Here is a 26,056-nt window from a genome sequence, read left to right on the forward strand (position 1 = left end):
CAGATTTTTTATGCCGCCGGTGCGGTAGTGGTGTTGCGCAGAGCATCGACCCGCACTACGCGTTTGAATGTTTCGGCCGGGTCGCAGGGTGATTTGGCAAAACAGTCATGGCAAACGGTTTGCCTTGACAGCCGAAGTGAACACCATTATCCATTTAGAAAATGAATTTCAATTTTAAATAAAAGGGCAATCAAGGAGACTACCATGAGCAAGGTACTTATCGTATTCGGTTCCAGCACCGGCAATACGGAGAGCATCGCCCAGAAGCTGGCGGAACTTGTGACCGAGGGCGGGCACGAGGTCAAGCTGCTCAACGCCGCCGCCGCTTCGGCGGAGAACCTGGCAGACGGTTTTGACGCCGTGTTGTTTGGCTGCTCGGCATGGGGCATGGAGGACCTGGAAATGCAGGACGATTTTGCCTCCCTGTTTGAAGACTTTGACCGCATGGGGCTTGCCGGTCGCAAGGTGGCGGCCTTTGCCTCGGGCGATCCGGAGTACGAACATTTTTGCGGGGCAGTGCCGGCCATTGAAGAGCGCGCCAAGGAGCTGGGGGCGGTCATCATTGCTGACGGCCTCAAGATGGAAGGAGACGCCGCCAACGATCCCGAGGCCGTGGCCTCCTTTGCCGAGGATGTGCTCAAGCAGCTGTAAGCCATTTAACGGGAGGGACCCGCCTGTGAACATTTGCTGCCGTTGGGCGTCAGATGGGCGCAGGCGGGCCGTTTTGCGTCCCTCTTGCCAAACCGGTTGGTCAAGGGCAGAATTCGCTCCGCATAATTGAGGTGAAAGGAGCGGAACATTTATGGCTATTCTGGTTTGCGGCGGTGCGGGGTACATCGGCTCGCACAATGTGCGCGCGCTGCTTGAACGCGGCGAAACACCGGTGGTGCTCGACAATTTTCTCACCGGCCACCGTGCATCCGTGCCGCAGGGCGTGCGTCTGTACACTGGCGACATGCGCGATCCGGCGTTGCTCGACGCCGTTTTTGCGGAGCAGCCCATCGAGGCAGTGCTGCATTTTGCCGCCTGCTCGCTGGTGGGCGAAAGTATGGAACAGCCGCTCAGATATTTTCAAAACAACATGCACGGCATGATGGTGCTGCTTGAGGCCATGGTGCGCCACGGCGTGGACAAAATTGTTTTTTCGTCCACAGCTTCGGTGTACGGCGAGCCGGATGTCGTGCCCATCCCCGAAAGCGCGCCCCTGCGGCCTACCAATCCCTACGGAGAAAGCAAGCTTGCCATGGAGCGCATGATGCACTGGGTGGGCAGGGCGCACGGCATCAGGTCTGTGATTCTGCGGTATTTCAACGTGGCCGGGGCCTGGTCGCAGGGCGAAATTGGCGAAGACCACAGGCCAGAGAGCCATCTTATCCCCATTATTCTTCAGGTGCCGCTGGGCAAAAGGCCGCACATCACCATTTTTGGCGACGACTATCCCACGCCCGACGGTACGTGCATCCGCGACTATCTTGATGTGGTGGAACTGGCCGACGCCCATATGCGCGCGGTTGATTATCTGCGTGCGGGCGGCGAGAGCGAGATCTGCAATCTGGGCAACGGCACGGGTTTTTCCGTGCGGCAGATGGTGGAGGCAGCCCGGCGCGTCACAGGGCGCGACATTGCCGTCTCCATAGGGGCGCGGCGGCCCGGCGACCCGGCACGGCTCGTGGCCTCGGCCCAGCGCGCCAAAGAGGTGCTGGGCTGGACCGCCAAGGCGGATATAGACAGCATCATCGCCTCTGCCTGGACCTGGCACGAAAGCCATCCCGACGGCTTTGACGAATAGGTTTTTGTCGTATTTTGTATTGCCAACGCCTGTCCGCCTTGCGGGCGGGCGTTTTTTTGTTTGTGGCGGCGGGCGGATATTTTGCGCAGCCGCGCCGCCCCCTCGACATATGCAACCCTGTGCTTATGTAAAAGTACAGCCCATCGCTGCGCCGGGAGGAGCACATGCGCAAATTTGCACGGACGTTTTATCTCCTTCTTTGTACCCCATTGCTGTTAGCACTGTGGCCGGTTTTGCCTCTCGCAACGGGAGGAGCATTTGCCGCAGGTCAGGAGGTTCAGATGTACCAGACCTATCCCATGCCGCCGCTCTCCGGGCCGGAGGCGGATGTGCTGCTGCGCAAGGCCACAGAGCCGCCGTATACGGGAAAATACCTCGACAACCACGAGGCGGGCACCTACATCTGCAGGCAGTGCGGCATGCCGCTGTACCACTCAAAAGACAAATTTGAATCGGGCTGCGGCTGGCCGAGCTTTGATACTGAATTGCCCGGGGCAGTGCGGCGCGTGCCCGACGCAGACGGTCGCAGGGTTGAGATTGTCTGCGCCAACTGCGGCGGTCATCTGGGGCATGTTTTTGAGGGCGAAGGATTTACAGATAAAAACACCCGGCACTGCGTCAATTCGCTTTCCATGAGTTTTGCCCCGGCGGGCAGTGATGCGGAAAAGGCGGCGCTGGCCAGATTTGCCGCCAAGACGGGCAGCTCTGCAGCCGCGCCCACGGCAACCCCGGCTGCCGTCAAGGCTTCCGAAAGCCCCGCAGGGCAAAAAGCGGCGCCCGGCGGCTGCTCCGCGACAGCCATTATGGCGGGCGGCTGCTTTTGGGGCGTGGAGGATGCCTTTCAAAAACTGCCCGGCGTGTGCGAGGCTGTTTCGGGGTATACGGGCGGGCATACGGTCAACCCCAGCTATGAGGACGTGTGCCGCGGCGATACCGGACATGCCGAGGCGGTGCTGGTGCGCTATGATCCTGCGCGTGTGACGTATGAACAGATATTGCGGCGGTTTTTTGAAATTCACGACCCCACCCAGCTGAACCGGCAGGGGCCGGACTGGGGCGAGCAGTACCGCTCTGCAGTTTTTTATGAAAATGCGGCGCAAAGGGCTGTGGCCGAAAAGCTGGTGGCCCGTCTGCGCGCTCTTGGCTATGACGTGGTCACGCAGCTTGCGCCTGCCGGGCCTTTTTACGCGGCGGAGGCCTACCATCAGGACTTTGCCAGCCGCACCGGGCGGGGCGCGTGCCATATGTCTGTGGCCCGCTTTACGCAGCGGGCGGATGGAACCCCGGTAGAAGACAGCCCGACCAACTAACGTCAGAGTCGGGCCTGCGGCCCGCAGCAAGAAAACGGCCCGTTTCAGAACCTGGAGTCATGCTCCAGAATGCTGAAACGGGCCTTGTTGTTGCAGGGCTCCGGTACGGGAAGCTAGCGCAGTATCTGAGCGGTGGAAACGCAGGGCAGGCCCAAGGCCTCGGCCACGCCCGCAAAGGTGCACTGGCCATCAACCGTATTGAGGCCGCGCTCAAGGGCGATATTTTCGCGACAGGCGTTTTTCCAGCCCTTGTCGGCCAGCTCCACGGCAAAGGGCAGCGTGGCGTTGGTCAGGGCGTAGGTGGACGTGACCGGCACGGCGCCGGGGATGTTGGCCACGGAGTAGTGGATGACGCCGTGTTTTTCAAACGTGGGTTCGTGGTGGGTGGTGGGCCTGCCCGCCGTGGTCTCAAAAGAGCCGCCCTGGTCGATGGCCACGTCGACCACCACGCTGCCGGGGCGCATGGTTTTGATCATGGCTTCCGTCACCAGTTTGGGGGCCATTGCGCCGGGGATAAGCACCGAGCCGATAACAAGGTCTGATTCCTTGACCGCTCCGGCGATGTTGTATTCGTTGGAGGCGAGGGTCTGCACGCGCGAAGAAAAAATATCGCCCAGGTAACGCAGGCGATTCAGGTTGGTGTCGAGGATGGTCACCTCAGCGCCCAGGCCAATGGCCATCTTGGCTGCTTCTGTGCCCACCGTGCCGCCGCCCACAATGGTCACGCGGGCGCGTTGCACGCCTGCCACGCCGCCCAGCAGCATGCCTGCGCCGCCCGCCTGCTTGGTCAGAATGTACGAGCCCATCTGCACGGCCATGCGTCCGGCAACTTCAGACATGGGGGCCAGCAGGGGCAGGCTGCGGTCCGGAGGCTGCACGGTTTCGTAAGCAAGGCCCACAACGCCCGATTTGAGCAGCGCGTCGGTCAGTTCCTTGTCGGCCGCAAGGTGCAGGTAGGTAAACAGCAGCAGGCCGGGGCGGAAGTATTTGTATTCGCTGGGAAGGGGCTCTTTGACCTTCATGATCATTTCAGCCTTGGCCCATACGTCCGCCACCGGCAGCATGCTCGCCCCGGCCTTGGCAAATTCGTCATCGCCAATGCGGCTGCCAAGCCCGGCGCCGCTTTCTATCAAAACCTTGTGCCCGTGATCGGTCAGCACCTTGACGCCCGCCGGTGTGATGCCCACGCGGTATTCATCGGCTTTGATTTCCTTGGTAACGCCAATAATCATGGATAATCCTCGCAAGCTTATGGTTGCGCATGGCCGTTTTGCCGGTCATGCAGGGTGCATGCTTTGTCCATGGTCTGGGGCGCAGGGGGGATGACGCCTTGCCGGGGCAGCCTGACTGCCCTATGTGAAATCGTATATTTTTTCCTGTTTGTCAGCAATAAGATTGATTTTTCGTTGTGGTTACAGGCAGTCGCACAGGGTGCGCTCGCGCAGCGATTTGAGGTGCACGCCGCCGTTCAAAATTTCGCCCCGCAGCTCACGCAGGCGGCGATCCATATCCTGAGGGGCGTTTTTGCCGGCAGCGGCCTTGAAGGGCTCCATATCGGTAATGCCCACGCCGCCGTTCTGCAGGTCGCGCACAAGTATTTCCTTGCCCGCAAAATGGCCGGAAGCGGCTGAGGCCACGATGGCGTACACTGCCTTGTCGGGGTGCTTGAGTATGGATGTCAGCACATGCCCCGGCAGGTCGTTGTCCTTGCTGGTATTCAGTCCAACGGCGTAGGCGCTGCGGGCCTTTATCTCCTGCAGGGCCGGGCCGTTGCCCATGCCGCTGGCCAGCACCAGCACGTCAGCGCCCTGATCCATAAGGTTGCGCGCTGCGGCACGGCCTGCCTCGGCATTGGCAAACGAGCCGGTGACCACATTGACGACGCGCATCTCGGGGTCAACAACCCGCGCGCCCTCCGTAAACCCGCCCAGCAGCGAGCGCATGGCGGGGCAGTCCTCACCCGATATCCAGCCTATCATCTTGGCTCCGCGTATGCCGGGCAGGGTGGTCTGGCGGGCCAGCATGGCGGCCGCTGCTCCGGCCAGGTACGCCGCCTGCTCGTCGGCAAAGGTGACGGACATGATGTTGGGCGCGCGTACGCCAGCGTCTATGCAGCCAAACATGGTGCGCCGAAAATTGGCGGCATTGTTGCGCAGCACTTCGTGCAGACCGCTGGAAGCCACAAGTACAAGATCGTTGCTGGCTGCGGCAGTGCGAAACATCTCCTGAAGCGCCGCGTCGTTGTGCCCCGGCTGGGCGACGACAACAGAACCCCGCACGCCAAGCTCCCGTTCGGCCTGATGCAGGCCGTCTACAAGACTGTCGTTCCAGTCGTTGTCGCCGGTGGGCGTTTCGAGCAGCAGGGCCACGCGCAGCGGGCCCTGCTGCCCGGCGGCGGTGGCCTGCGTTGCCGCCGCCATCGGGGCCGCAAGGCAGATAACAAGCAGGAGAGTCATGACGTGAGGTATCAGGCGCTGTATATGCATGGTGTTTCCTTGATATGATCCTGTTGCCGTTTGTTGCGCGGCTGCGGCCCCTGGGCGGTGCCATGCGGCCTTGTTGCCATGCGCAATTTCGTCAGGGTTATATACCGCCGCGTAAAATATGGTGCAAGCGCTGGGCGCGTGGCAAAAAGTGGAGGAAAAAAACTTTTTTCGCTACCCAATTGGGGCCTGGTATCGCATCCTGATTGGTAATGGTTCAGTTTTATTTACTTTTCAGGAGTAAAATTATTTTCAAAACTAGATTGATTAATCAAACAATGGGGTGTACACGTGTTGACAGATGAATGTGAAATAAATAACGTGCAACTTGTGAACAAAAGAACATGATGCGCGGCTTGGATTTTTTCACAAGTCTGCTGAAAGTATTTAAAATATTTGCAAGGAAGGTTCCCATGTCGTTTGATGCACAACCCCGCTGGTTTGATTCTCAGGCCATTGGCAGAGCTTTGGAACGGGATGCCGCGCCCGACAGCGCAGAGCTTCGGGATATCCTTAACAAATCGCTGGAGCTGCAGCCGCTTTCGATTGAAGAAACGGTTGCCCTCATGCGCGTGCAGGACGGCGTGGGCATCGGGCGCATTATGGCGGCAGCCGATGAGGTAAAGCAAAAGGTTTACGGCGACCGCATCGTACTTTCCGCGCCGCTGCATATCTCCAACCACTGCGGCAGTGAATGTCTGTACTGCGCCAACCGCAAAAGCAACAAGGCCGTCGAGCGCAAGTACATGACCTCGCCCGAAATGCGCGAGGCCGCCCTCAAGCTCATCCGGCAGGGGCATAAGCGCATTTTTCTTGTCAGCGGGCAGCTGCCCAATGCGGACATCGAATATCTGGCCGAAGCCATCAGTATTCTGTACACGGCCTTTGACGGCGTGGGCGAGGTGCACAGCGTCAACGTGAACGTGGGCGCTCTGGCCTCCCACGAATATACGGCCCTGCTTGATTCGTACGTGGGTACGGTGCTGATCTATCAGGACACCTACTATGAACAAAGCTACCGCGCGGCGCACGTCTCGGGCCCCAAGAGCGATTATTACGCGCGACTCAACGCGGCGGACGTGGCCCTGCAGGCTGGCGTGCCCGACGTGGGCGGCGGCCTGATGCTGGGCCTTGGCCCGTGGCAGTTTGATCTGCTTGGTCTGGTGCAGCATCAAAACCACCTGTTGCGGGCCTATGACACAGGCTGTCGCACCCTGAGCCTGCACCGCATGCGTTGCGCGCCGGGTAGCCACATGCAGACCCCATACCCCGTGAGCGATTCGGATTACCTGCGTTGCGTAGCCATAGCGCGTCTGGCCGTGCCCTATGCCGGAATCATCCTGACTACCAAGGAGCCAGCGGGCCTGTGGCGCGACGGCTGCAGCGCCGGCGCTTCACAGCTGCTGACTGGCAGCGTGGCCAACCCCTACGGCAACTGGATTGACGAGCCGGACCAAAAGGTGGCCTTTCCCATTGGTGAAGACTGCCATGTGGACGAAGTTGTGCGCTTTTTGCTTGAAGAAGCCCGCCACCTGCCGTCCTTTTGCGCAGCCTGCCCGCGTCTGGGCCGCCGGGGCGAAGACTTTTTGTCCATGGTGCGCGAATGCGGCATGAAAAACCAGTGCGGCCCCAACTCTGCCGCATCCTTCCAGGAATTTTTGCTGCACTACGCCACCCCCTACACCCGCGTGCTGGGCGAACATCTGCTGGCCGAAAAGCTGGAAAAAATGCCCACTGCGGAACTTGGCGCGGCCAGGCGTTTGCTGGACAAGGTGCGCGCCGGTCGTATTGACGAATTCATCTAACTGGCGGCTTGCGCCCTGTACCCTCCTCCAGGGCTTAAGAACTGCGAGTTACGCAAAAAGGCGGGCTTCAAGCCCGCCTTTTTGTATTGCAGATCGGTTGTGCAAGCAGCAGGTTACACAAAAAAAATCCAGGTCAGCAGTGCGAACAGCGGCACAAGAATGGCGGCTGACCATGCGATGTAGCCAAAAAATCCCGGCATGCGCACGCCCTGGTCTTCGGCTATGGCGCGCACCATAAAGTTTGGCGCGTTGCCAATGTAGCTGCACGCGCCCATAAAGACCGCACCGGCAGATATGGCCGCCAGCGTCTCGGGCATCTGGTGCATGAGGCTTTGCGCGTCGCCGCCCGCCATGTTGAAAAAAACCATGTAGGTCGGGGCGTTGTCCAAAAAACTGGAGAGTATGCCCGTGAGCCAGAAGTACATGGCGTTGACCGGTTGCCCGTCGCGTGAAACCAGCTCCACCAGCGGGGCCAACGCCCCGGATGCGCCCGCCTTGAGGATGGCCATGGCCGGAATCATGCTGACAAAAATGCCAAAAAACAGCTGGGCCACTTCTTCAATGGGCCCCCACGAAAAGCCGTTGAGCTCGCGACATTTGCGGCTTGTGTGCCGTAGCGAAAGCCATGCCAGCGTCAGCAGGGCGGCGTCACGCAAAATGTTTTGCCCTTCAAGGGGTACGCCGCCCACAGTGGCGACCGTGCCCAGAGGGTACAGGCCGGAAAGCAGCACGGCAAGCACAACGCCCAGCAAAAACAGCAGGTTTATCTTGCCGTCCAGCCCCAGCTTTTCCTGGGGCTGACTCTTTCGCATCGGGGTTTGCTGCATGGGCCCGGCCTCAGGTTCGTCAGGCATGCTGGCGGGCGGCAGCGGGCGGCCTTCCCTGTTGTAGAGCACGGTGTCCAAAATAAAATAGAGGGTCAACAGAACCAGGGACAGGCTGAGGGTTTTGAAAAAAAGGTGCTCGGTCGTCCAGAAAAAGTCCACCCCTTTCAAAAAACCCAAAAAAAGCGGCGGGTCGCCCAGCGGCGAAAGTGAGCCGCCGATGTTGGCCACCAGAAAGATAAAAAAGACGACGGAATGCACACGGTATCGGCGGTGCGCGTTGGCCCGCAGCAGCGGCCGCACCAGCAGCATGGCAGCTCCCGTGGTGCCCATCCAGCTGGCCAGCAGGGTGCCGAGGGCCAGAATGCCCAGGTTGACCGGCGGAGTGCCTGTGAGCGAGCCGGTCAGGCGCACCCCGCCCGCGACCGTGTACAGTGAAAACAGCAGCACAAGAAATGGTATGTAATCCAGCAGGATGCTGTGGCAGAATTCATAAAAGGTCACGGAGGGGCCGTAGACGGCCAGGCAGGGCGCAAGAAAGGTCAGCGCCCAGAAAAGCGATATCTTGCCCCGGTGGTGCTCCCAAAAAACATGGGCGGCGAGGGGCATCACGGCGATGGAAAGCAGCATGCCCGCAAAAGGTATGATCCACCAGGCGGAGAGCGTGCCGGGTACGGAAAGATGGTGGGCTGCGGCGAGGGCAGCACCGGGGCTGAGCAGCAGGGCGCTCATGATAACGGCGGCAAATCGGAATACTGTCATGTTGCTCCTGAAAAAAGTGATGGGGTTGCGGGCCCATTGGGAATACAGGTCGACAGAGCCTGCCCTAACATAGCCCAAGGGGCGTGGACAGTCCATGCCCGTGCTGCGCGGCGCACTTGCCTGAACGGCTATTTTCTGCCACAGAAAGGCAGCAATCAATTATAAGGTATAAGGAATTCGTCATGCCAAAAGAACCTACGGCACGGCGCAAGGCGCGTTTTCTGGAAGTGCTGAGCCACCGCCAGCCGGACCTTACGCTGGTGCTTGCCAATATCCACGACCCGCACAACGTCTCGGCCATCTACCGGTCGTGCGATGCTTTTGGCGTAAGCCGCGTGCATCTGTATTACACCAATACGCCCTTTCCCGCGCTGGGGCGCAAAACATCCGCATCCGCCCGCAAGTGGGTGGAAAGCGTGCGCCACAAAACCAGCGCCGACATGCTGGCCGACCTGCGCGCGCAGAACATGCAGGTGCTTGCCACATCTTTTACGGAAAAAGCCCGCCCCATGCGCGAGTGGGACTTTACCCGCCCCACGGCTGTGATCATGGGCAACGAGCACAGCGGCGTGGAGCCGGAGCTGTTGGCCGCCGCCGACGGCGAGCTGTACATACCCATGTACGGCATGATCCAGAGTTTTAACGTGTCGGTTGCCTCGGCCATTATTCTGGCAGAAGCAGCCCGTCAGCGCGAGGCGGCAGGCATGTACGCAACCCCGCGCCTTGACGAAGCTACCCTTGCGGCACGCCTGGGAGAGTGGCTGGAAAAATAGCGATAGCCCGAATTGGCCGATATCCGGCCACGAAAGCCCGGGCCGCCCGCGCGGCGTACGCGGGCGATTTTCGGGTTTGCGCATTGTGTAACTGTTCGCCGACGAATAGTCATGAACAACCCCTCGCTGGTCTGTCAGGCCTATGCTTTTGCCACTGTTGTGTTGTGGTCCACAGCCTATGTGTACACCAAGGTGGCGCTGGCCTTTTTTACCCCCGGCCCATTGGGCCTCGTGCGTTGCGCGGTGGCCTCGATTGCCTTTCTGGTTGTCCTGCCAGCCATGGGCAGGGGGCACGGCGGCTTTTTTGTGCCTGCGGCGCGGCACCTGCCCCTGTTTGCGGCCTCCGGCCTGAGCGGCTTTACGCTTTATCTGCTGGCCTTCAACGAGGGGTCGATCAGTCTTAACCCTACCACCAACTGCATTGTCATTTCTACCGCCCCGATTTTGACGGCGGCGCTGGCCCGCATGTTTTTTGGCGAGCGGCTGCCCGTGCTGCGCTGGCTGGCGTTGGCGCTGGCCTTTGGCGGCGTGGTGGTGATGAACGGCGGCGGCAGCGGTTTTGTGCTTGCGCCCGGCATGGGCTGGGTACTGGCGGCGGCGGTGCTGCTGAGCCTGTACAATGTTGTGCAGCGCACCCTGGCGCGGCATTATGGAGCCGTGCAGATCGCCGCCTGGAGTTTTTTTGCAGGCACGCTGTTTTTGCTCTATTGCCTGCCGCAGGCTGTGGCCGAGATGCGGGCCGCGCCCGCCCATGCGTTGTGGCTGGTGCTGTTGCTGGGTATTTTTCCCAGTGCGGCGGCCTATCTGCTCTGGACCAGGGCGCTTTCGCTCGCGCCGCGCACAAGTCTGGTGACCAACTACATGTTTTTAACGCCCTTTTTGTCCATGCTGCTCGACTTTGCCGTGACGGGCGGGCTGCCGGGGGCCTCCACCTTTGCTGGCGGGGCCATTATTCTGGGGGCGCTATTGATGTTCAGCGTTGCCGGGCAGAGAGCGCGCAAGGCATAGGCAGAGCGGCCCCGTTTGAGCTTTGTGTTTTGGCAGACGGGGGCTGACGCGCCGGGGATGTCTGTGACAAGGCAAGGCCCGTTTCCGCAAAAAAACCAAGCGGAAACGGGCCTCTCCCTTGCGGGAACCCCAACCCGGAATGTTTTTTCAGGCGTTAGTCCGTATGCGTCTGCACCAGCTTGTCAAAGCTTTTGCCGTTCCATTGAAAGCTGACGTCGTTATCCACAGGCACATGGGCCATGCCCGTATTTGTCCAAAAAAGCGGCTGGGCCCTGAGGCCGCCGAGGCCCAGGCAGATCATCACGGTCGCCTGCACGTCGGGCGGCATTTTGCGCCCCGGGGCAAAAAAAGCGGTGATGTCCGGCTCGGGCGGCGTGTCCGCCGGCACGGCGCGGCCTGAGGCGTCCACTCGCCACAGCTCAAAGGTACATACCGAGCCGCCCAGGGTGCCCAGCGCGGCCAGTACCGAGCCGTCCGCAACATTGCGGAACAGGCGCAGGGCCACTGCGGTATCCCTGAAGGGCAGCGAGGCAAACACCATGACGTCTTCGGTTTCGCCCGCCACTTCCCAAAATTCCGAATGCCCGGCAGCGAGCAGTTTTTGCTTTTCCGGGGCGCTCAGACCTTCGGGCGTGTTTTCAAAAATACTTTCGGGCAGCAGGGCAAAAATTCCGCGTGCCGTCACGTCGCTTTCAGCGGCTCCGGCGGAGCCGGGCAATACGGCAAGCAGCAGGGTAAGCAATAAACACTGTATATGACGCGGCATACATCCTCCCGCAAGACAGAGGGTTGCAGAGAACAGACGAGCTGTAAAAATTTTTATACTGCTTTCGGCAAAACTTGTCCATGCAAGGCGGTGAATCAATTTGCGCAACGTCGCCGGACATGCGCCGGACTGGCCGTTGCCGGAGGCGGCCCCGCGTACTGCCGTTGCAACATGCCTAAAAATCCGCTCTTGCGGCCCTTGCCAATGCCCTTTGGGCCGCTTACATATGCTTTCATGAACACAAGCAAGCCCTGCATCCACATCGAAAAGGCCCGCCAGCATAATCTCAAAAACATCAGCCTGGACATCCCGCGTGACGAACTGGTGGTGATCTGCGGGCCTTCCGGCTCCGGCAAGTCAACACTGGCGTTCGACATTGTGTATGCCGAGGGCCAGCGCCGCTATGTGGAATCGCTCTCGGCCTATGCCCGCCAGTTTCTGCCCCAGATGGACAAGCCGGATGTGGAAAAGATCGAGGGGCTTTCGCCCGCCATATCCCTTGAGCAGCAGAGCGTTTCGCGCAATCCGCGTTCTACCGTGGGAACGGTAACAGAAATCTATGACTTTTTGCGCGTATTTTTCGCACGTCTTGGCCGCATGTACTGCCCGCAGTGCGGGCGGCCCATCGAGGCCCGCGCCGCCGACGAGATCATTGCCGACATCATGGCTCTGCCGCAGGGCGCCAAGTTTATGGTGCTGGCCCCGCTGGTGGAACTGCAAAAGGGCACGCATCAGGACAAGTTTAAAAAACTGAAGGCCGAGGGCTTTGCCCGCGTGCGCGTCAACGGCGAGTTTTATACCCTGGACGACGTGCCCGCTCTGGACAAAAACAAAAAGCACTCCATTGATCTGGTGGTTGACCGCCTGGTGAACAAGGAGGGCATTCGGGGCCGTCTGGCGGACTCTGTGGAGCTTGCGCTACGTTACGGCGAAGGTCGCCTTGTGCTGCACGAGCCGGACAAAGCGGCCGCTGGGCAGGATGCCGACACCGTACACTCCACCACCTCCGTTTGCGCGCACTGCCGTATTTCGCTGCCCGCGCCCAGCCCGCAACTGTTTTCATTCAACGGGCCGCAGGGGGCCTGCCCCCGCTGCGTGGGTCTTGGCGGGGTGGATTATTTTGAGCCGCGCCTCATCGCGCCCAACATGGGCCTTTCGCTGAACACGGGCGCGCTGCTGCCCTGGGCCACGGACAAGATGTTCAGCCGCTACGAGGACGCCCTCAAGGCTCTGGGCAAACGCTTCAAGTTTCAGCTTTCCACGTCGCTTGAGCAGTTTAGTGAAGACGCGCTTTCCGCCCTGTTTTATGGCGAGGACGAGCAGGGCCGCCCCGCGCGGGCCTCGCTTGGCCTGCGCCGCAACTGGATGGGCGGCAGCGTGGCCCTGGGCGCCGGCGGCGATTATCAGAGCGAGCATTTTTCTGATGCCTTACGGGCGCAGGGGCTGGTGAGCGTGAGTGAAAAGCGCTGGCCCGGCGTTATCCCCCTGCTTGAAAGCGGCATGCAGTATGGCGACGCCTGGCGCGAGGCGCTGGCGCGTTTTCGCCAGACCATGGACTGCCCCGACTGCCACGGCGCGCGGCTGAACGCCAACGCTCTCTCCGTGCGGGTGGACGACCTGAATATCGCGCAGTTTTGCAACCTCTCGGTGGAGCGTGCCCTTGAGTGGCTGGGCAAGCGCGAATTTACGGGGCGGCATGTGGTCATAGCCGAACCGCTGATGAAGGAGCTGACCCACCGCCTGTCGTTCATGCGCAGCGTGGGGCTTGAATACCTTTCGCTCGGGCGCTCCATGTCCACTCTCTCGGGCGGCGAGGCGCAGCGCATCCGCCTGGCTTCGCAGCTCGGCTCCGGCCTTGTGGGGGTTACCTATGTGCTCGACGAGCCTTCCATCGGCCTGCATCCCCGCGACAACGAACGGCTGCTGGGCACGTTGCGCTCGCTGCAGGCGCGCGGCAACACCGTGCTTGTGGTGGAGCACGACGAGGCCACCATCTGCGCTGCGGATACGGTCATCGAGCTTGGCCCCGGCTCCGGCTCGCAGGGCGGCGAAATCATGTTTCAGGGGCGGGTGGACGATCTGCTGGGCAAGGCTGATACGCTTACCGCCCGCTACCTGCGCGGCGACGACGTTATCGCCCTGCCGGACGGGCGGCGCGAAGGGCAGGGAGCGCTGGTCATGCACGGCATAACCACCAACAACCTGCGCAATATCGACTGCCGCATCCCTCTGGGCGTGCTGGCCTGCGTGACAGGGGTCTCCGGCTCGGGCAAAAGCTCGCTGGTGGTGGATACCCTTTATAAGCATCTGGCGCTCAACCTCGGCCTGCGCGTGGACCAGCCCGGCACCATCGCCGGTCTGGAATACGAAAAAGGCTCCGCACCCGTGGAGCGCATTGTGGCCATCGACCAAACCCCCATTGGCCGCACGCCGCGTTCAAACCCCGCCACCTATACCAAGATTTTTGACGAAATACGCAACATCTTTGCCATGACCCAGGACGCCCGCAAACGCGGCTACAAACCGGGGCGGTTCAGTTTTAACGTGCGCGGCGGGCGTTGCGAGGCCTGCGGCGGCGACGGGCAGATCAGGGTTGAAATGCACTTTTTGCCCGACGTGTACGTTACCTGCGACGTGTGCAAGGGCAAGCGCTACAACCACGAGACTCTCGAGGTGCGCTACAAGGGACTGAACATTGCCGAGGTGCTCGACCTCACCGTGCATCAGGCCCGCCAGCTTTTTGAAAGCTACCCCTCGCTGGAGCGCCGTCTTGCCGTGCTGGAAGAGGTGGGGCTAGAATACCTGCGCCTCGGGCAGCCCGCTACGACGCTCTCGGGCGGCGAGGCGCAGCGCATCAAGATTTCGCGCGAGCTTGGCAAGCGCTCCCTGCCGGGAACCATGTATATTCTCGACGAACCCACCACCGGCCTGCACATGCACGAGGTGGGCAAGCTTATCAAGGTGCTGCACGCCCTGGTTGACCGGGGGGCCAGCGTCGTGGTTATCGAGCACAATACCGACATGATCCTTGCCTCCGACTACGTGCTGGACATGGGCCCCGGCGGCGGCGAAAACGGCGGGCAAATCGTCTCTGCCGGTACGCCCGAAGCCATCGTGGCCGATCCTAGTTCCGTCACCGGGCGCTTCCTCATGCAGGAGCGGCTCGACAGGCTCAAACGTGGCGCTAGCGCAATTGCGGCTACCAACGTCTGACAGCCCCGCGCAGGACTGTCAGGCACGTTATGGGGCGCGTCCGGTTTGCCGGGCGCGCTTTTTGTTGTTCTGGCCAAAACTGCTGGCGGCCAAGACTATGATTTTTTGTTGACGCGGAAACAATCTCGTCATATTGTTTCCGCGTCAACAAAAAGGAGCGCATATGGACCAGCCGCACAAAATTGTAGCCGAGCTTATCAAAATTTCCGAGCATGCCGACGCCTTCAAGCACGGAAATGAAGATTTTTTTGATGAGCTGAACATTACAGAGGTTCATTGCATCCACTGGATAGGCTCCCTCGACCACGCCAATGTGACCAAGGTTTCCGTCGAGATGGGCATGACCCGGGGGGCAATAAGCAAAATATGCAAAAAGCTGCTGCAAAAGAATCTTATTGAAAGCTATCAGGAGCCTGAAAATAATAAAAATATTTATTTCAGGGTTGCAGAAGGCGGCAAAAAAATATTCGAGGCCCACAAAATAACGCACAACCGCGCGTTTGGCGAAAAGCTTAACATTGTAGGCAGATACGATGAAGACGAACAGGCGGTGATACTGCGTTTTCTTATGGATATTAATGGCTTGGTGGAAGCTAGCTTTGAAAAATTCTACGCAGATCACTGCGACAGAAAGTAAGGCTCAAGAGGTCTGACATGAGTGCAAGCGCTATCAGAAAAGATGTTGTCTATTCCATATCATTCGCGCATATGCTCAACGACTGGTATATGAATATCATTCCCATTCTTACGCCGTTTTTCATCGCGGCGGGTTTTGGCATTGGCGAGGTGTCGTTTGCCATCTCGGCCTTTACCATTACATCTTCACTTTCCCAGCCGCTCGTCGGCTATATGGTGGACAGAAAAAACCAGAGCTGGATGATTTACGTGGGCACGGCCTGGTTGGCTGTTTTGCTGAGCTGCATCGGCCTGACGCACAGCCCGGCCATGCTCATTGGCCTTGCGGCCCTGTCGGGGCTTGGCGCGGCGGCCTTTCACCCGCAGGCTTCGGCCATGGTCAGCGCGGCGGGAGGAGAGAAAAAAGGGCTGTATCAGGCGGTGTTTGGCGCGTGCGGCAATCTGGGCTGGGCCTTGACGCCCCTGTTTGTCATCCCGCTGGTAGAGCGCTACGGCCTGTCGGTAACGCCGTATTTTGTTGTGCCGGGCATTATTGTAACGGCATTGCTGGCCGTTAAGGCGCAAAAAACTTCGCCGAGAGAGCCGCAGGCGCAGGCCGTGCCGCTGCTGGAAGCCCTGCGGCCAGCCAGCCGGGAGCTGACCAAGCTTGTGCTGATTATCGCCGTCCGCACCCTGACCTATTCCGGCCTTGTGGCTTTTTTGCCTCTGTATTTGCAGCAGCGCGGCGTAAGCCTGGGCACCAGCGCGCATCTGCTGTTTATTTTGCTTTGCGCCGGAGCCGCAGGGGGCATCGCCGGAGGGTATCTGTCCGACAGATTTGGCAAAAATATCGTCATTTTCCTTTCTCTGGCCCTGTCGCCCCTGTTCTTTTATCTCTTTATGCATGTGGGCGCGGGCCTGCAGCCTGTGGTCTTCGCCCTGGCGGGCGCAACGCTGCTTTCGTCCTTTTCGCCCATTGTGGTGCTGGCGCAGGAGCTGCTTTGCCGGCAGGCCGCCATGGCGTCGGGTTTTACTCTGGGGTTTGGCATCGGCATCGGCGGTCTTGGGGTGGGCCTTGTGGGGCTTGTCATCCAGTACGCCGGACTTGGCTTTGCCATCAATATGCTGATCTGCCTGCCTTTTGCCGCCGCCGTGGTCGCCCTGACCCTCAAGGGCCGCAAAGCTGCGCAGCCAGTGCCCCAGACGCTTTAGAGCGCGTGCCCGGAGCCTGAACGACAGCAGCGGCGCGCCCCCAAAAACGCAGTCCAAAAAGCGCAGCTGAAAGCCAGAGATATCTGGCTTTCAGCTGCGCTTTGGGTTGAGCCGGTTCGTTTTCTGCCGCAAAAACGAACCGGAGGAGGGGCCGTATGCTTGCAGAACTATTTTTTGGGTTCAAATTTGAGCCGTCTGCTTTCAAGCCGTTGCGCTTCGGCATCGTTGGGCGTGCAGCCGCACGAGCTTTTTTTTGCACTGTCGCAACCGCCGTCGCAACCGCCGCACTTGCCCTTGCGTATGGATGTGTAGACGCGGCGGCCAAAGTAATAGGCAGCTGCCGCAATGCACAGCATGACGATTATAAGCTGGGTATCCATTGTTCACCTTCCTGTTGCCGTTGGGGGCGCGTCAGCCCCTTGGGCTTTACTTGACCATAGCTTGCGCCAGTAGAAAATGAATGTCAACTTCATTTATGCGCCGCGGCAAAAAAAATGTCGCCGTGCAGCACTCTGGCCGTGCTTGCGGCAGGCGGGTCCCAGGGCAGTGGTCGTCGGCCTTGGCAGCCGCATTATGGCGGGCACAGCACGCAAAAAAAGGCTGCCCTGAGGCAGCCTTAAAATCGTTTGTCCGTTTTGCCCCAATGAGGCAAGAACGTGAGTGCAGGGCTGGCAGCGTAAATCAGGCTTCCTGCGCGGCCTTGTCGCGGCATTCCTTGCAGATGCCGTACAGGTTGTGCACATGCCCGCGCAGTTTGAAGCCGTATTTTTCGGCCATTTCACGCTGCAGTTTTTCGATGCGGGGGTCGCAGATTTCGACAATTTTGCCGCAGTCAAGGCACACAAGATGGTCGTGGTGGCTGTCCGGCTTGGCAATTTCGTAGCGGGTGATGCCGTCGCTGAAGTGGATTTCCATGGCCAGACCGGCATCGCACAGCAGCTTGAGCGTGCGGTACACCGTGGTTTGCCCGATGCCCGAATCGCGCTTGATCACATGCTGATAAAATTCTTCAAGCGAGTGGTGTCCGGGCAGTTCAAAAAAAGCTTCGGCAATGATGCGCCGCTGGGATGTGGTGTTCAGCCCCTTGCGGTTCATGAAATCCAAAAAATCCGCCAGGCAGGCGTTATTTTGCTGCGTTGTCATATGGATGCCCACCCCTGATTGAACAAGTGTGCAATTGGTAAAAACGACGGCGCGCGCAGAGCTTGCAACCGTAACCATGAATGCCTCTTTTGGCCTAAAAAACAGCAAAAAGCAATGAGCGAAGCCAATTCCGACAGCATATGATTTTGTTTTTGGCACAAAAGAGTGCTATATTTGCTTTACTGCCGGGGGTATCATTTCAATAAATCCGGGGGAGCAATTTTTTTGGTTATTTGCTTGACAGTCAAATTAGGATTGAATACTGTTTTCAAAGAGCACGTGAAATAACCTTTGCCGAAGCAAGTTGCTTCGCTGTAAGGATCAAATCATGGGAAATCTCATCAATAAAGCGGTTGAGCCCTTCAGCGTAATGGCCTTTCACGCTGGTGAGTTGAAAACAGTGACGGAGGCGGACCTCAAGGGGCATTGGTCGGTATTCTTTTTTTATCCTGCCGACTTTACCTTTGTGTGCCCCACCGAGCTGGAAGACCTGGCCGAAAGCTATGAGCAGTTTAAAAAGCTCAATTGCGAAATATACTCTGTCTCCACAGACAGCGCGTTTGTGCATAAGGCCTGGGCAGACGCTTCGCCAAGTATCGCCAAGATACGTTACCCCATGCTGTCTGACTGCGCCGGTGCGCTGTCAAATGCGTTTGGCGTCATGATTGAAGGTGCCGGGCAGGCCCTGCGAGGCAGTTTTTTGGTCAACCCCGATGGGCTGATCAAGGCCTACGAAATTCATGACACGCCCATTGGCCGCAATGTTGAAGAATTGTTGCGCAAGCTTGAGGCCGCGCAGTTTGTGGCCCAACACGGCGATCAGGTTTGCCCTGCCCGCTGGAAGCCCGGCAGCGCCACCCTGAAGCCCGGTCTTGATCTGGTGGGCAAGCTGTAAGCAGATGCAGCGTGCACGCAGATACTGAACAATGTTTGATATCCCTTCCTAATGCCCTCCTCAGGCAACCCCGCTGAAATGGGGCCCGTACGCAAGTACGGGCCCCATTTTTATGACTGCTCAGCCCCAAAAAATTTCAGGGGCAAGATGTTTGCCCGCGGTCAGGCCAACGGCTTGAGCGAGTTGGCGTAGATGCGGGCCACGCGGTCGCGCGTGCCCTCCAGCGGCGCAACGGACAGCAACAGCCCAAGCGAGGGGGTCTGTTCCACAAGATCGCAAAAATTTTCTATGTCGGCGGCGGTAACGCCGATGTCCGCAAGTTTTTGCGTCACGCCCACGCTGGCGAGCCAGTTTTCCACCGCCTTGGCCGCCTTGGGGGCCTCCTCGGGCAGGCCCTTGAGGTCAGGGGCCATGGGTGCAAGAATGTGCGCAAGCACGCCCGGGCAGGCGGGGTAGCATTCAAGAATTACGGCGGGCAGCAGCACTGCCAGACCCAGACCGTGCGACAGGTCGGGGCTGACCGCGCTCAGGGGATGCTCAAGCGCGTGGGTGAAGTGCAGCAGCCCGTTGTCAAAGGCCACGCCAGCCTGCAGGGCCGCATAGCACAGCTGGTGGCGGGCCTTGAGGTCGGCGGGGTCTGCCAGGGCGGCGGGCAGCCACTGGTGCACAAGGCGGATGGTTTCTGCCGCCAGCCCGATGGCCAGGGGGTTGGTAACCGTGGTCGTGGCGGCCTCGATCACATGGTTTACAGCGTCAATGGACACATAGCGCGTCTGGTCGGGCGAAAGCCCGGTCATGAGCGCGGGGTCGTCGATGGCGTAGCGGGGGTAAATGCAGTCGTAGGCAATGGCGGGCTTGTAATTGAGCTTGGTGACCGTGGCCACGGCAAAGCGGTTGACCTCGCTGCCCGTGCCGTGGGTAAGGTTGACGGCAATAACCGGCAGGGCTGTTTGCGGAGTAAAGCGGTAGCAGTACAGGTCGTCGCCTGTTTTACCGGGGTTGGCCAGCAAAATGGCGGCGCTTTTGCCGCAGTCTATGGGGCTGCCGCCGCCTATGGCCAGCACGGCCCCCGCGTTGACGGCGCGGCCCATGGCCGCGGCCTCGTCCACGCTGTCGGTGGTGGGGTTGGGGGTGACGCGGTTGTAGAGCGCCAGCGTGATGCCGTGCTTTTGCGCTGCGGCTTCCACCTTTTCCCACGCTCCGGTTATTTTGTACGAGCGGCCGCCGCACACGCACAGCACCGCATGGATGCCCTCGCTTTTGAGCTGACCGAGGATGTCGTCAATTTTATTGATGGCCCCCACGCCCAGATAGGCCGTGGTTTTAACGCGTATTTCGCGCACGTTGGCGTAGTCGTCTGCCGGGTTCCACATGGTTTTCTCCTTTGTGCTATGATGGCTCCTGACCGTATGGCGGTCCGGACATTTGTTGTTATTTTTTTCACATGGATTATTTATAAGGAGAAACGAGCAGATAGTAAAGCTCTTTGAGCGCACAAACATTTTTCACGCTAATGGTGACAGCGTGAATTTTTTACTTGCCGCCCAAGCGGCATTGCGCTGCAGGAGCTGCGCATGGCGTCGCCCCCAAGCCTTGCGGCCAGTACCTGTTTTATGGATACGGATGTCCGGGGGTGTGCGTCGGGGCATGTCGCGCGGGCCATAAACCAGCGAGAGCGGGAATGGTAAACGGCCAAAAGGGTATGCCGGGTGTTGGACGGGCTATAGATATGGTGGGGCTTGCGCGCGATGACGGGTGAGTGGTCGCACGCGGTTTCAAGTGGCCTGGTGCCAGGGCGGGAGCTGGCCGCAGGCAGGAGCGGCGTCTGCGAGGTGCTGGCTGCATTGCGCGACCGCTCAACGCGCCGGGCCCGTGCCCCTAAAGCAAGGCGGGAGGCCCCGCAAGGAACCTCCCGCCTGTATGGCAGATGGATGTGCCGCAGGGTTTAGTGGCCGCGCAGCATTTTGACGGAGCAGAATTTGCCGCACATGGCGCAGACTTCTTCCGTCTTGTGATCCTCGCGGCGTTTTTCGAGCATCTGGGGGTCAAGAGCGGCCTTGGACATGGCGTCCCAGTCCAGAGCCTTACGGGCGGCGTTCATGGCGGCCTCGCGGGCAACGGCGGCGGGACGGCCCAGGGCTACCTCGCCCACGTGGGCTGCCACGCGCGAGGCCATAACGCCCGCCCGCACGTCCGCTTCATCGGGCAGGGTAAGGTGCTCGGCGGGGGTCAGGTAGCACAAAAAGTCCACGCCAGCCTCCACGCCCATGGCGCCGCCAATGGCTCCGGCAATGTGGTCGTAGCCGGGGGCGCTGTCGCAGCACAAGGGCCCGAGCACATACAGGGGCGCGTTGTTGGTCAGTCGCTTGATGCCCTGAATCTGCGTGCGCACCTGGTTGAGCGGCACATGGCCGGGGCCTTCGATCATGCATTGCACGCCGCGCGCAAGGGCGTACTTGGCCAGCTGGCCCAGATTGATGACTTCTTCCCACTGCGCGGCGTCGCCCGCGTCCACGCCAGCGCCGGGGCGCAGGCCGTCGCCCAGCGAAAGGGTGACGTTGTAAGGACGGCAGATTTCGAGCAGGCGGTCATAATACTCAAGCAGCGGGTTTTCGCGGTTGTTTTCGAGCATCCAGCGGGCGAGCATGGAGCCGCCGCGCGATACGATGCCCAGTACGCGGTTGTTTTTGACGGCCATTTCAGCGCCACGTTTGGAAAGCCCGCAGTGCACGGTGATAAAATCCACACCCTGCCGCGCCTGCTTGGCGATTTCGTCAAACAGGGCGTCGGGCTGCATGGTGGCGATATCGAGTTCCGCATCCAGAATCTGCTGGCCCACGGCATAGAGCGGCACAGTGCCGAGCGGCAGGGGGCAGGCCTTGAGCATACCCAGGCGCAGGGCGTCCAGGTCGCCCGCGATGGAGAGATCCATCACGGTATCAGCGCCTGCCTCAAGGGCGGCCTTGATTTTGCGTTCTTCGGTGGACGGGCAGTTGCACAGGGGCGATGTGCCGATGTTGGCGTTGACCTTGATGCGGGAGGGCTGGCCCACAAGGATGGGCTTGAGGTTGGGGTGGACGGGGTTGCCCAGCAATACCATGGTGCCTGCTTCAAGGGCATCGACAATGGTTTGCGGTGCGAGTTGTTCTTCCTCAGCAAGACTGGTGAGGTATTTGTCCAGCAGGCCGCTCAGGGCGGTGTTCTGCGCAAGGAGAGATGCAGACATGGTGTGTGCCTCGCGGGTTGCGACGCAGGGCGCAAAAAAAGCCACAAGCAGCGGTTACAGCGTCGTGGCCGCGGCTTCCCTACGGCAGTGCGAACTGCGTCAGGTTCATAGGGTCTGGGTTTTTCCCACTCTCAGCTGCCAGACCATATGGCCCGCAGCTCCCCTAGCACTGTTTGCATAAATAGCTCTTTAGCCAGCGGCTGTAAAGCCCGCGCGGCGGTATATTGCATTTGCGTGCACTGGCTGGCATAGATAACTCATGGCAAGAAAAAGATTTTTGAGCCCGTTTACCTGGCCAGTGTTGTCGTTTCTTGCGGTTATTGCCGCAGGGTCCATCCTGCTCGGCCTGCCCGCCAGCTGGCCCCAGGGGCAGAGCATAAGCCCCATCGACGCCTGCTTTCTGGCCACGTCCGCCGTTTGCGTTACCGGGCTGTCGCCGGTGGATATCAGCGCCGTGCTCAGCCCCTTTGGCAAGGGAGTGCTGCTGTGCCTCATCCAGACCGGCGGCCTTGGCGTGATGACCTATACCAGCATCATTTTTTTGCTCTGGCGCAACAACGTGCCCTTCAACAGCCGCGAGGCGGTGAGCCAGGCCCTGCTGTGGGGCGACTTTAGCCTGGCGGCCTTTTTACGGCAGGTACTGGGGCTGGTGTTTGGCATTGAGGCCCTGGCCGCCCTGCTGCTGTGGCTGCACGACCCGGTTTTTTTCTACCCGTTCAGCGCCGTGTTTCATGCGGTTTCCGCTTTTTGCAACGCGGGGTTTGCGCTCAGCACGACCAATCTTGCCCTGTTCAGGGACGATATCGCCGTCAACGCCATTATTGCGGGCAGCGTCATACTGGGGGGTATTGGTTTTGGCGTGCTGCGCGAGTTTCTGGGCATCTGCACCGGCGGGCGTCTTGGAGCGCCCGTGCGCCGGCTGAGCCGTTTTAGCCGTATGGTGGTAAAAACCAGCCTATTGCTCATTGTGGTGGGCTGGGCAGTCATGTTTGCCATCGAATTTTGCCGGGGCAGCGTGCCCAGAACGCCGGAGGGCTGCGCCGATCTGGCCATCACCATGTTTTTTCATTCTGTGGTGGCGCGCACTGCGGGCTTCAGCACCATTGATTTTGCGCTGCTGAGCGACGCGGCCCTGCTGGTGCTGATAGCCCTGATGTTTATAGGCGGCGCGCCGGGATCATGCGCGGGCGGCATAAAGGTGGTAACCTTCAGGGTGCTTGCGGGGTACATTGCGGCCCAGTTTCGGGGCGACTCCCAGATAGAACTGGAAGGGCGGGGCGTACCGACGGAAAATGTGCGCCGCGCGCTGACCCTGTTTTTTGCCTACACCCTGCTTGTAGTTTTTTCGCTGTTTTTGCTTACAGTTACCGAAAGCGACATCCTTGGCGCAAAGGATTCGCCCGGGCCATCGTTGCTGCGCCTGCTGTTTGAAGAGGTGTCGGCCCTGGGTACTGTGGGGCTTTCCGTCAATCTGACGCAAGACCTGAGCACAGCGGGCAAGGCCATTATCATTTTCAGTATGTTTGCGGGTCGGGTCGGCATTTTGAGCCTGTTGATGGCGGCGCAGAGCCTGCGGACCAAAAAGGCGTATAGCGTGGCAGAGGCCCAGCTACCCATTGGCTAGCGGCCTGTCGGGCAACGAGGTGCTACATGGCGGAAAAGAAAATGGAAATCGGCGTGATAGGTCTTGGCAAGTTTGGGCTGCGCATGGCCTCGACCCTGGTGTCGCTGGGGCATACCGTGCTTGGCATCGATATGTCGGAGGCCCGCGTGCAAAGGGCGGAGGAAGCCCTGGATACGGTGTACAAGGCCGACGCCACCAATATTGCCGTGCTGCGGTCGCTGCATGTGCAGGACCTGGACTGGGTGGTTATCAGCGTAGGGCAAAGCGTGGAGCAGTCGCTGAGCATAACCCTCAACGTGCAGGAACTGGGCGGCCCCAAGATATGGGTCAAGGCCTCCAACGAGGAACACAAAAAAATTCTGCAACGCCTGCACGTCACCCGCGCCATGGTGCCGGAAACCGAGGCGGCCGTCATGGCCGCCCACCAGCTGACCCACCCCGGCATGCTCGACCTCATCCCCAAGTACGGCGGCATCGCCATTCAGGAGCTGCGCGTGGAGCAGTGGGACGGCAAAACCCTGGTGGAGCTTAACCTCATGCAGAAATACGGCGTTATGGTCATGGGCATTCGCCCCGCCGGTAAAAACGAATTTGTGTTTGTGCCGCCTGCCATGACCGAGCTGCGCAAGGGCGATGCCCTTGTGGTGGCCGGAAAGGCCGATTCCATGAGCCAGCTCAACCCCTGACAACCGCCGCTGGTTTGCCCCAGTCCGGCGCCGTTTGGCGTAGGTCCGGCACCGTTTGGCGACGCCCTGCGGCTTTGACCCGAGCCTGATTTTACCCGTGCGGCCTTCTCCTCAATAGCAGGAGATGGCCGCACGGGTTTTTTGCGTCATGGGCGTCTGGTCTCTTTTATCTGGCTGCGGATCAGCCCTGGCCGCTGGCGTCGTCGCCGGGCAGGGCCCACCAGGGCAGCCCCCGCCATGCGGCATTGAGGGCTTTTTCCTGCTCGGGCCAGCGGGGAGAAAAGCGCGCAAGCTCCGCCCGGTAGGCAACGGAGTGGTTCATGTGGCGCAGATGGCACAGCTCGTGCCAGCACAAATGCTCCAACAGGGGGACCGGCAGCAGCAGGGCGCGCCAGTTGAGGCTGATGCGACCTTCCGGGCCGTTCGGGGCAGGGCCGGGCCTCTGGGCCACCATGTCGGCATCCTCCCTCCCTCCCATGCCAAGGGGCAGCGGGGCGGAAAAAAGATTGCGGATGCGTGCGGATATCTGGTGGAGCACCTTTGTGCGGTGGCCTCCCGGCCATTGCGTTGTCTGCGCGGGATGTTTTTGAAGACGTTGGCGCGAGCAGCTTCCCCAACGTGCGCGCTGGTCGCGCACGCTTACCCCGGCAAGGGCAAAGCCGCCGCTGACGGCCATATGCTCAAGAAAGGGCGGCAGCATGAGCGCCGCTTTTTTGCGGCTCCACTGGCGCAGGGCCTGCGCGCACAACGACAGGTCGTCCACGCTGCCAAAAAGGCTCAGCTGGTTTGCGTTCTCCACCAGCAACACCCGGCGCGCTCCCCTGGTCAGCTGCAGCGTGCCGGTCGCCGGGCTGGCTGTGGCTACCTTGCGGCCTGCGGCCATATCGCCCCCGGCAACCACCATGTAGCTTTCGCCCGTCAGGGGCAGGTCAACGCGCGCAGGCAGTTGCGGGGGCGGCAGCTTGCGCAGCTGGTTGCTTTTTGCCCGTTCGAGCCAGGGCACAAAGAGCTGCAGGCTTGCCTTGAGCTGTTGCGGCCCCATGCCCAGAGGTATGGCAAGCACAAGATCGCCTCGGGGAGAGAGCGAGAGCCTGGCTCGCCGGGCGCGTGGCGAAATGCGCACAGCCGCCGTCAGGCGCGTGCCGTCGGTCAGGGTAAATTCCACTGTTGAGGGAATGTCGTGCAGCGCGGCGGCAGGGACTTTTGAGGCTGGCATTGCGCAAGGCTGCCACAGCGGCCGGGGGCTGTAAAGACTGCCGTCGGCATGCTTGTTGCTTAACCTCCTGCGGAAAGATGCACCCGGCAGTTTTTGCCTGCGCGCGGCTTTGGCGGCGGACGTTCTGCCGAAACAGAGCAAATGCCGTGTGCGGCGTTGACAGAAACTCTGCCGCAGGAGGTTATCATGGGCGTATCAGGTATTGGCAGCCTGTTGGGAACAGGCAGCACTGACGCGGTGTACCAGGTGGGTTTGGGCGCAAACACCATCCGCACCCGCAGCGACGATTCCGACTCCGGCGATACTGTGGATATTTCGGATGAGGCCAAGAAGCTGTTTTCAGAAAAAATCCACATGTACGACAAGGGCTCGTCTACTCCCACATCCTCCGCTTCGGCCAAGAACACCGACGATGCTTCGTCCCAATCGGCCAGCGACGAATCCGGCGCGGGGGATGATACTTCAAAGGCCGGGGGCGACGTCGGCGGCGGCAGCAGCTCGTCGTCATCCAGCGAGGTCGAGCGCATCAAGAAGCAGATCGAAGCGCTGAAAAGCCAGCTTACCAGTGTGGCGGCACACGCCGGCAAGGGCAACGAAACGGCTGTGGAAAGCAAAATCCAGTCGCTCGAATCCCAGATAGCCTCGCTTGAGGCGCAGCTTGCCGAGGCGGAGAAGACTTCTGCTTGACATAGTAATTATTCCTAAT

Annotated in this window: 22 protein-coding genes and 1 riboswitch; of the genes, 13 read left to right on the top strand and 9 right to left on the bottom strand. The window is 60.2% G+C overall.

Annotated elements, in window-relative coordinates; genetic code table 11:
* The first annotated feature begins 204 nt into the window (after positions 1-204).
* The 3 genes from DDIC_RS02780 to DDIC_RS02790 all read left to right on the top strand — a co-directional run bounded on the left by DDIC_RS02780 (position 205) and on the right by DDIC_RS02790 (position 3,099).
* Entirely contained in the window at positions 205-651 is a 447-nt protein-coding gene (locus DDIC_RS02780; RefSeq protein ID WP_136399039.1) for a flavodoxin, read from the top strand.
* Positions 652-802: 151 nt separating this feature from the next.
* Positions 803-1,789: a UDP-glucose 4-epimerase GalE gene (gene galE / locus DDIC_RS02785; RefSeq protein WP_136399040.1), complete on the top strand. Its 987-nt coding sequence runs from the start codon at positions 803-805 to the stop codon at positions 1,787-1,789.
* Positions 1,790-2,070: 281 nt separating this feature from the next.
* On the top strand, positions 2,071-3,099 hold the full coding sequence (locus DDIC_RS02790; RefSeq protein WP_136399041.1) for a bifunctional methionine sulfoxide reductase B/A protein: 1,029 nt from the start codon (positions 2,071-2,073) through the stop codon (positions 3,097-3,099).
* Positions 3,100-3,212: 113 nt separating this feature from the next.
* Here DDIC_RS02790 and ald read toward each other — a convergent pair whose 3' ends face one another.
* Positions 3,213-4,331, bottom strand: coding sequence for an alanine dehydrogenase (gene ald, locus DDIC_RS02795; RefSeq protein ID WP_136399042.1), 1,119 nt, complete (start codon positions 4,329-4,331; stop codon positions 3,213-3,215).
* 180 nt (positions 4,332-4,511) lie between these two features.
* On the bottom strand, positions 4,512-5,585 hold the full coding sequence (locus DDIC_RS02800) for a BMP family lipoprotein (RefSeq protein WP_136399043.1): 1,074 nt from the start codon (positions 5,583-5,585) through the stop codon (positions 4,512-4,514).
* 410 nt (positions 5,586-5,995) lie between these two features.
* On the opposite strand from DDIC_RS02800, the gene DDIC_RS02805 reads away from it, so the two are divergent.
* Positions 5,996-7,387, top strand: a complete 1,392-nt coding sequence (locus DDIC_RS02805) for a radical SAM protein (protein ID WP_136399044.1) — start codon at positions 5,996-5,998, stop codon at positions 7,385-7,387.
* A gap of 113 nt (positions 7,388-7,500) precedes the next feature.
* On the opposite strand, the gene DDIC_RS02810 is transcribed toward DDIC_RS02805, so the two are convergent.
* Positions 7,501-8,973: a sodium:proton antiporter gene (locus DDIC_RS02810; protein WP_136399045.1), complete on the bottom strand. Its 1,473-nt coding sequence runs from the start codon at positions 8,971-8,973 to the stop codon at positions 7,501-7,503.
* Between the two features lie 182 nt (positions 8,974-9,155).
* Between DDIC_RS02810 and DDIC_RS02815 the strand changes: the two genes are divergently transcribed.
* Positions 9,156-9,746: a TrmH family RNA methyltransferase gene (locus DDIC_RS02815; protein WP_136399046.1), complete on the top strand. Its 591-nt coding sequence runs from the start codon at positions 9,156-9,158 to the stop codon at positions 9,744-9,746.
* A 111-nt stretch (positions 9,747-9,857) separates the two neighbouring features.
* Entirely contained in the window at positions 9,858-10,754 is an 897-nt protein-coding gene (locus DDIC_RS02820; RefSeq protein ID WP_136399047.1) for a DMT family transporter, read from the top strand.
* 154 nt (positions 10,755-10,908) lie between these two features.
* Here the strand turns inward: DDIC_RS02820 and DDIC_RS02825 are convergent, their stop codons facing one another.
* A complete protein-coding gene (locus DDIC_RS02825) occupies positions 10,909-11,520 on the bottom strand; it encodes a hypothetical protein (RefSeq protein ID WP_136399048.1) in 612 nt (203 codons plus the stop codon).
* A 234-nt stretch (positions 11,521-11,754) separates the two neighbouring features.
* On the opposite strand from DDIC_RS02825, the gene uvrA reads away from it, so the two are divergent.
* The 3 genes from uvrA to DDIC_RS02840 all read left to right on the top strand — a co-directional run bounded on the left by uvrA (position 11,755) and on the right by DDIC_RS02840 (position 16,560).
* A complete protein-coding gene (gene uvrA / locus DDIC_RS02830) occupies positions 11,755-14,733 on the top strand; it encodes an excinuclease ABC subunit UvrA (protein WP_136399049.1) in 2,979 nt (992 codons plus the stop codon).
* Between the two features lie 163 nt (positions 14,734-14,896).
* Entirely contained in the window at positions 14,897-15,370 is a 474-nt protein-coding gene (locus tag DDIC_RS02835; RefSeq protein ID WP_136399050.1) for a MarR family transcriptional regulator, read from the top strand.
* Between the two features lie 17 nt (positions 15,371-15,387).
* Positions 15,388-16,560: an MFS transporter gene (locus DDIC_RS02840; protein WP_136399051.1), complete on the top strand. Its 1,173-nt coding sequence runs from the start codon at positions 15,388-15,390 to the stop codon at positions 16,558-16,560.
* Between the two features lie 167 nt (positions 16,561-16,727).
* Here the strand turns inward: DDIC_RS02840 and DDIC_RS02845 are convergent, their stop codons facing one another.
* Positions 16,728-16,940 carry a FeoB-associated Cys-rich membrane protein gene (locus DDIC_RS02845; protein ID WP_136399052.1) on the bottom strand — a complete coding sequence of 71 codons (213 nt, stop codon included), beginning with the start codon at positions 16,938-16,940 and terminating at the stop codon, positions 16,728-16,730.
* Positions 16,941-17,241: 301 nt separating this feature from the next.
* The gene (locus DDIC_RS02850; protein ID WP_136399053.1) at positions 17,242-17,703 is read right to left on the bottom strand and encodes a Fur family transcriptional regulator; all 462 of its coding nucleotides are present in this window, start codon (positions 17,701-17,703) and stop codon (positions 17,242-17,244) included.
* A 328-nt stretch (positions 17,704-18,031) separates the two neighbouring features.
* On the opposite strand from DDIC_RS02850, the gene ahpC reads away from it, so the two are divergent.
* Positions 18,032-18,598, top strand: a complete 567-nt coding sequence (ahpC, locus tag DDIC_RS02855; protein ID WP_136399054.1) for an alkyl hydroperoxide reductase subunit C — start codon at positions 18,032-18,034, stop codon at positions 18,596-18,598.
* Between the two features lie 161 nt (positions 18,599-18,759).
* On the opposite strand, the gene DDIC_RS02860 is transcribed toward ahpC, so the two are convergent.
* Both DDIC_RS02860 and thiC read right to left on the bottom strand, forming a co-directional pair.
* A complete protein-coding gene (locus DDIC_RS02860) occupies positions 18,760-19,971 on the bottom strand; it encodes an iron-containing alcohol dehydrogenase (RefSeq protein WP_136399055.1) in 1,212 nt (403 codons plus the stop codon).
* A 572-nt stretch (positions 19,972-20,543) separates the two neighbouring features.
* Positions 20,544-21,824 carry a phosphomethylpyrimidine synthase ThiC gene (gene thiC / locus DDIC_RS02865; RefSeq protein WP_136399056.1) on the bottom strand — a complete coding sequence of 427 codons (1,281 nt, stop codon included), beginning with the start codon at positions 21,822-21,824 and terminating at the stop codon, positions 20,544-20,546.
* Between the two features lie 59 nt (positions 21,825-21,883).
* Positions 21,884-21,999: riboswitch (TPP riboswitch) on the bottom strand.
* Between the two features lie 84 nt (positions 22,000-22,083).
* Here thiC and DDIC_RS02870 point away from each other — a divergent pair.
* Both DDIC_RS02870 and DDIC_RS02875 read left to right on the top strand, forming a co-directional pair.
* A complete protein-coding gene (locus DDIC_RS02870; protein WP_136399057.1) occupies positions 22,084-23,448 on the top strand; it encodes a TrkH family potassium uptake protein in 1,365 nt (454 codons plus the stop codon).
* Positions 23,449-23,474: 26 nt separating this feature from the next.
* Positions 23,475-24,134 carry a potassium channel family protein gene (locus DDIC_RS02875; protein WP_136399058.1) on the top strand — a complete coding sequence of 220 codons (660 nt, stop codon included), beginning with the start codon at positions 23,475-23,477 and terminating at the stop codon, positions 24,132-24,134.
* Positions 24,135-24,315: 181 nt separating this feature from the next.
* Here the strand turns inward: DDIC_RS02875 and DDIC_RS02880 are convergent, their stop codons facing one another.
* Positions 24,316-25,350 carry a M48 family metallopeptidase gene (locus DDIC_RS02880; RefSeq protein WP_136399059.1) on the bottom strand — a complete coding sequence of 345 codons (1,035 nt, stop codon included), beginning with the start codon at positions 25,348-25,350 and terminating at the stop codon, positions 24,316-24,318.
* Between the two features lie 186 nt (positions 25,351-25,536).
* Between DDIC_RS02880 and DDIC_RS02885 the strand changes: the two genes are divergently transcribed.
* The gene (locus DDIC_RS02885) at positions 25,537-26,037 is read left to right on the top strand and encodes a FlxA-like family protein (protein WP_168732457.1); all 501 of its coding nucleotides are present in this window, start codon (positions 25,537-25,539) and stop codon (positions 26,035-26,037) included.
* Positions 26,038-26,056: the final 19 nt, after the last annotated feature.

Source organism: Desulfovibrio desulfuricans (assembly GCF_004801255.1).
GTDB classification, from domain to species: Bacteria; Desulfobacterota; Desulfovibrionia; order Desulfovibrionales; family Desulfovibrionaceae; genus Desulfovibrio; species Desulfovibrio desulfuricans_C.